Raw genomic sequence first — 4,817 nt, forward strand, 5'->3', positions numbered from 1 at the left:
ATAACATCCGCAAACACGCGATCAAAAGTTTGACGACCGAGATCATCGTGTCCGTAGCCGGAAACTCCGGCAAAATGATGGGTTCCTACCCGGTGAGTACGGAAAGCATCTAACACTCGTCGGAGGTGGTGCTTGACCTTAGTGTCAATTCCCGAAAAAATTGGGGATAATGCCTGTGGCGCTTCATGTAGTGACTCTATGCTGTGTCTCATTACCTGACTAAAGCTGAATTAGGGGTGCTGCATATTATGCCGCCAACAGGTCTGGTCTGTTCAAAAATTTGATATTCATGACGATTGCAACTGAAACCAAACTCAAACTCGACTGGATGACCATAATATTTATGGCATTCCTCCACATTGGCGCACTTTTTGTCCTAGTCCCGAGTAATTTTAGCTGGGCTGCAATTGGTGTGGCCGTATTTTTGCACTGGGTAACTGGTGGCTTAGGAATTACCCTAGGGTTTCACCGCTTAATCACCCACCGCAGTTTTGAAACTCCCAAATGGCTAGAATATTTCTTGGCTTTTTGCGGCGCTTTAGCCTGTCAAGGAGGACCTATCCAGTGGGTCGGTTTACACCGTATGCACCATCTGTACTCTGATCAAACCCTTGACCCCCACGACTCTAACAAGGGTTTTTGGTGGAGTCACATGGGTTGGATGTTGCGGGAAATTCCTGCTGATGCTGATGTTCCCCGCTTTACCAAAGATATCAACGAAGACCCAGTTTATCTGTTCCTGCAAAATTATTTCATTCCCATCCAAGTCGCCTTGGGTGTGGTTTTATATCTTCTCGGAGGATGGCCGTTGGTCGTCTGGGGCATCTTTTTCCGCATCGTTGTGGTTTTTCATTGTACCTGGTTTGTCAATAGCGCTACTCACAAGTTTGGCTATCAAACATATCAATCTAATGATAACTCGAAAAATTGTTGGTGGGTTGCTCTTGTCACCTATGGGGAAGGCTGGCACAATAATCACCATGCTTTCCAATATTCCGCCCGTCATGGTCTGAAATGGTGGGAAATTGATTTAACCTGGATGACTATTCAACTTCTACAATTTTTGGGTTTGGCTAAAAAAGTTAAATTGGTGGAAAACTAGCCCCGGCGACAAAAGTTGTTCCTGAGTAGGTCAGAAGCTAACTTAGACTCTGACAGCCGGGTTAAGTTCACACTCTGCCATTACCCTGTACAATATGTTTCAGGGTCATTAGGCTTTCTAGGCTAATTAAACCCCGTCGATATCCTTTCTGATTCGACACTCCTAAAAACAACGCATCCCCTCGGTTTTGATGACGTGAAAATTGGGGGGATGTGTTCATGAAGGTGAGCGCACTATTGGAATTTTGGGCAAATATACGACTTTCGCTATAGGATTCGGTCGCTATACAATTGGCGTGGTTGCTGCTACACTGATTCATCATGCCGATCGCATTTTCGAGGTTTTCCACAAATCGGAAGGCTATGGTTTTTGACAAATAGGGATGATACCATTCTGAGGGTTCGGCTTCCGTTAATTCGGGAAAGTTTTGGATGAAATCGCGATCGCCTCGTAATTGGAAACCTTCTTCCTGCAAACTATTTAAGAGTCGCACTAGGGAAGAGTTTTTTTGATGAGGGTCAATTAAGACCTTTTCGATCGCATTTACTGGGTCGGGTTCACTTTTATGGCTATCCGTAATCATCCACCGGACTAAATCCATACTAGCGGTAGCAGACCAGTAAAGATAACAATTCCCCATGGCTGTTTTCAGAATGGGAACTGTGGCTTTATTAATCACTTCTTGGATTAATTGGGGTCGCCCGTATGGTATAATCAGGTTGATATATCTGTCTTCGGTGACTAAATCGGGGATAGGATGATCAGGGTCAGCGGGAACAAATTCTAAACATCCCGGCGGCATTCGCGCATCTTCTAGGGCTGATTGTAGGGTTTCGGCGATAATTTGATTGGAAGAGTTAGCCTCACTACTTCCCTGGAGAATTAAACTATTAGCAGTTTTGAGAGCAAAACCGGCGGCGATCGCCCCTAATTCAGGAAAAGCCTCGTAAATGAGGGCAATGACTCCCAGGGGTATATACTGATAATAGCCCTTATACTGTTTGATTTGGTAAGGAGCGCTAACCACCCGACCGATAGGATCGGAGATGGTGCTTAACCTTTCCAATACCTTAATCGCTTTTTCTAGGCGAACTGGAGTCAGTTTTAACCAATCTCCAATCACTTCGGAAACCCCCATTTCTCTGCTGGCTTCCAAGTCAAGGGTGTTCGCTTCCAGAATGTCATTTTTTCGTTGTTTGAGACCATCAGCCATTCTGTTTATTGCTTGACCCCGATCTTCTCCTGATATCTGTGTCAATTCAAGACTGGCAAAATAGGCCCGACGAGAAGGGTTTAATGGATCTGGGGTAGAAGAAAAATCATCAATGATCATCGAGCTAACGCCTGTAAGCAAGCCAAACCATGATTGCTGGCAACATCGCCAGCATAACAGCAACTATTGCCCAAAGCAAGATGTTGCCCCCGGGAGAGTACATGGCTAGGGGTAGCCAAATCACCAGGGGGACTAGAAGCATCCCCAAAGCTAAGGGTAGATAGTGCGATCGCATTCCTGGGGTGGCGCGATACCATTGTTGTCCAGTCCACCACCAAGCCTGTTTGTAGGGGTAGTGGGTGGCTAGTTGTTCTAGGGAATAACCGCTCTCATCAACTACAAAAATCTGCTGACAGCGACCGCAACCGAAAGCCTCGGTCAAGGTAATCGGAACCAGATTACCCTTTCGACGACAGGGACAGGGATAATCACTATGTAAGTCGATTTTCTCAGGTTTGGGAGATGACACAAGCTCGCGTGGTCTTATTTAATGGAGTTAGAAACAAAAGCAAATAGTAGCTCCCATGATAGTTCAGGAACAAGAGATCTAACAACTGAAATGGAGCTAAGCGGRCTCGAACCTGATACATAGCCTATAACCCCTATTCTACCGTTACTTAGGTGTTACTCAAAACCGTAGTAGGATCGATCAATCTGTAGCCATAAAATAACCCCTAGGGGTTTAATCTAGGGGTATTGGCTTATAGGGTTGTAACGGGTAGATTAATCTATCTGATATAGCATAAGACAGAAAAGTTAGGACGTATAATGGCAAGGATATCTACAGAAGACCCAAAATGCCAGCCCCCTACAGTTACGACCTTAGACAAAAAGTTATCAATGCAATTGAACTATACGGTATGTCCAAAACCAAAGCCAGTCAATTTTTCCATCTCTGCAGGAACACTATCAATCTCTGGCTGCAAAGAAAAGAACACACCGGAGACTTCCTCCCTAAACCTAATCGCCCACCTGGTCATAACCACCAAATTACCGACTGGCAAAAATTCAAGGCTTTTGCCCAAGAGCATGGCCACAAAACCTCCGCTCAAATGGCTCAACTTTGGGATGACGACATCTCTCCTCGCACCATATCCAGAACCTTGAAGAAAATTGGCTTCACCAGAAAAAAAACTTACGGCTACCAAGAAGGTGATCAGCAACAGCGAGAGGCGTTTATTGCTCAGATTCAACATATGGAGCCGGAAGGGTTGGTTTACCTCGATGAAGCTGGCATGAATAGTCAAGACTCGGATTATCCTTATGGTTACTGCCAGGAAGGACAACGCTTCGATACCCTCAAATCCGGGAAGAGGCAGGGCAGGGTGAGCTATATGGCCGCATGGTGTTATCAACAACTCTTAGCTCCCTTTACCTTTGAGGGTTGTTGTAATCGGACAGTGTTTGAGTTGTGGTTGGAGTTCATCTTAATTCCAACATTGAAGCCAGGTCARACTCTAGTAYTGGACAATGCAACGTTTCATAAAGGGGGGCGGCAGGCTGAACTGGTGGAGGCAGCTCAATGCCATTTACTCTATCTTCCGCCTTATTCGCCAGACCTCAACAAGATAGAGAAATGTTGGTCGTGGTTGAAAGCCCGCATTCGCCATTGCACGTGAGCAGTTTGATTCTCTCGATGATGCCATGGATTCTGTTCTCAAGGCTGCGTCCTAACCGTATTGACTAGTGCTATAGTATTCCCCTTGGTTTATACTCAGGAAAATACGAGCTATTGAATCTTGGGCTGACCTGCCTGGTCTGAACCCGTAGCTTGTGCTTTCAAATCTTGATTCCCATTCAGGCTCAAGTGCCGACTTAACCAAGGCTTGCCTCGCTCTGTCTTGGATTGTGGGTATTCCCAGGGGGCATTTGTCATCCCTGCCAGGTTTTGGTATCCATACTCTCCTAAGTGCTTTGGCTTTGAGATTTCCTTTAATGTTCTCCGCTCAAGTCAGTCTTTGTTCTGGAGATATTACTATCATTCCATCGACACCGGCTGTCTTTTAGCCTTGACCCGCTTNGGGGGGCGGGTTCATTAAGCTGACTGTTGGGAAGCATGGCTGACCGTGGAACCCGCCCCTACAGCCGCACTGCTAAGAGCCGGGCATAATATGATTTCACCAATAGACGTTGYCACCTTCTGGCCTTCGCGTCCTGTCCCGATTTAGCTGCTTGAAATATCCTCTTTTGGAGCTTAAAAACTTTCCGCTGAACCTTAGCCCATGGGATAGCTTTCCATACGTTATTCATAGTCTTGATTGGGTGTTGCATAATAGAAAATGATATTCTCAAATAAATCAAGATGGATTGTCCTTATTGCCAAAGCCATAAAGTAGTCAAAAATGGTCATCGTCAGGGAAAACAGAGTTACCTGTGCCGTGAATGTGGTCGCCAATTTCGAGAAAATCCCTGTCCTGGAGGTTACAGTTCTGATGTCAAAGA

Annotated in this window: 6 protein-coding genes and 2 pseudogenes; 3 read left to right on the forward strand and 5 right to left on the reverse strand. The window is 45.6% G+C overall.

What is annotated here, in order from left to right; genetic code table 11:
- Positions 1-212: methionine gamma-lyase family protein (locus B9T16_RS25820; RefSeq protein ID WP_410246106.1), on the reverse strand; the 212-nt coding region annotated here is incomplete at its 3' end.
- Between the two features lie 77 nt (positions 213-289).
- Here B9T16_RS25820 and B9T16_RS25825 point away from each other — a divergent pair.
- A complete protein-coding gene (locus B9T16_RS25825) occupies positions 290-1,102 on the forward strand; it encodes an acyl-CoA desaturase (protein ID WP_006616281.1) in 813 nt (270 codons plus the stop codon).
- A gap of 67 nt (positions 1,103-1,169) precedes the next feature.
- Here the strand turns inward: B9T16_RS25825 and B9T16_RS25830 are convergent, their stop codons facing one another.
- Together B9T16_RS25830 and B9T16_RS25835 are read right to left on the reverse strand one after the other, a co-directional pair.
- Positions 1,170-2,435 (reverse strand): glutamate-5-semialdehyde dehydrogenase, encoded by a 1,266-nt coding sequence (locus B9T16_RS25830; protein ID WP_014276474.1) that lies wholly within the window; start codon positions 2,433-2,435, stop codon positions 1,170-1,172.
- Positions 2,436-2,439: 4 nt separating this feature from the next.
- Positions 2,440-2,844 carry a hypothetical protein gene (locus B9T16_RS25835; protein WP_006616283.1) on the reverse strand — a complete coding sequence of 135 codons (405 nt, stop codon included), beginning with the start codon at positions 2,842-2,844 and terminating at the stop codon, positions 2,440-2,442.
- A 328-nt stretch (positions 2,845-3,172) separates the two neighbouring features.
- Here B9T16_RS25835 and B9T16_RS25840 point away from each other — a divergent pair.
- Positions 3,173-4,049, forward strand: a protein-coding gene (locus B9T16_RS25840) for an IS630 family transposase (RefSeq protein WP_410246107.1) whose coding sequence is annotated in 2 segments (ribosomal slippage) — positions 3,173-3,985 and positions 3,987-4,049 — 876 coding nt in all. Because the reading frame shifts where the segments join, the coding sequence is not laid out codon by codon here.
- A gap of 17 nt (positions 4,050-4,066) precedes the next feature.
- On the opposite strand, the pseudogene B9T16_RS25845 reads toward B9T16_RS25840, so the two are convergent.
- Both B9T16_RS25845 and B9T16_RS25850 read right to left on the reverse strand, forming a co-directional pair.
- Positions 4,067-4,387, reverse strand: a pseudogene (locus B9T16_RS25845) (group II intron reverse transcriptase/maturase); the annotation flags it as partial.
- A gap of 67 nt (positions 4,388-4,454) precedes the next feature.
- Positions 4,455-4,646: a reverse transcriptase N-terminal domain-containing protein gene (locus tag B9T16_RS25850; protein ID WP_410246108.1), complete on the reverse strand. Its 192-nt coding sequence runs from the start codon at positions 4,644-4,646 to the stop codon at positions 4,455-4,457.
- 31 nt (positions 4,647-4,677) lie between these two features.
- On the opposite strand from B9T16_RS25850, the pseudogene B9T16_RS25855 reads away from it, so the two are divergent.
- Positions 4,678-4,817 (forward strand): annotated as a pseudogene (locus tag B9T16_RS25855) (IS1 family transposase); the annotation flags it as partial.

This window comes from Arthrospira sp. PCC 8006, assembly GCF_046480465.1.
Taxonomy (GTDB): domain Bacteria; phylum Cyanobacteriota; class Cyanobacteriia; order Cyanobacteriales; family Microcoleaceae; genus Limnospira; species Limnospira platensis.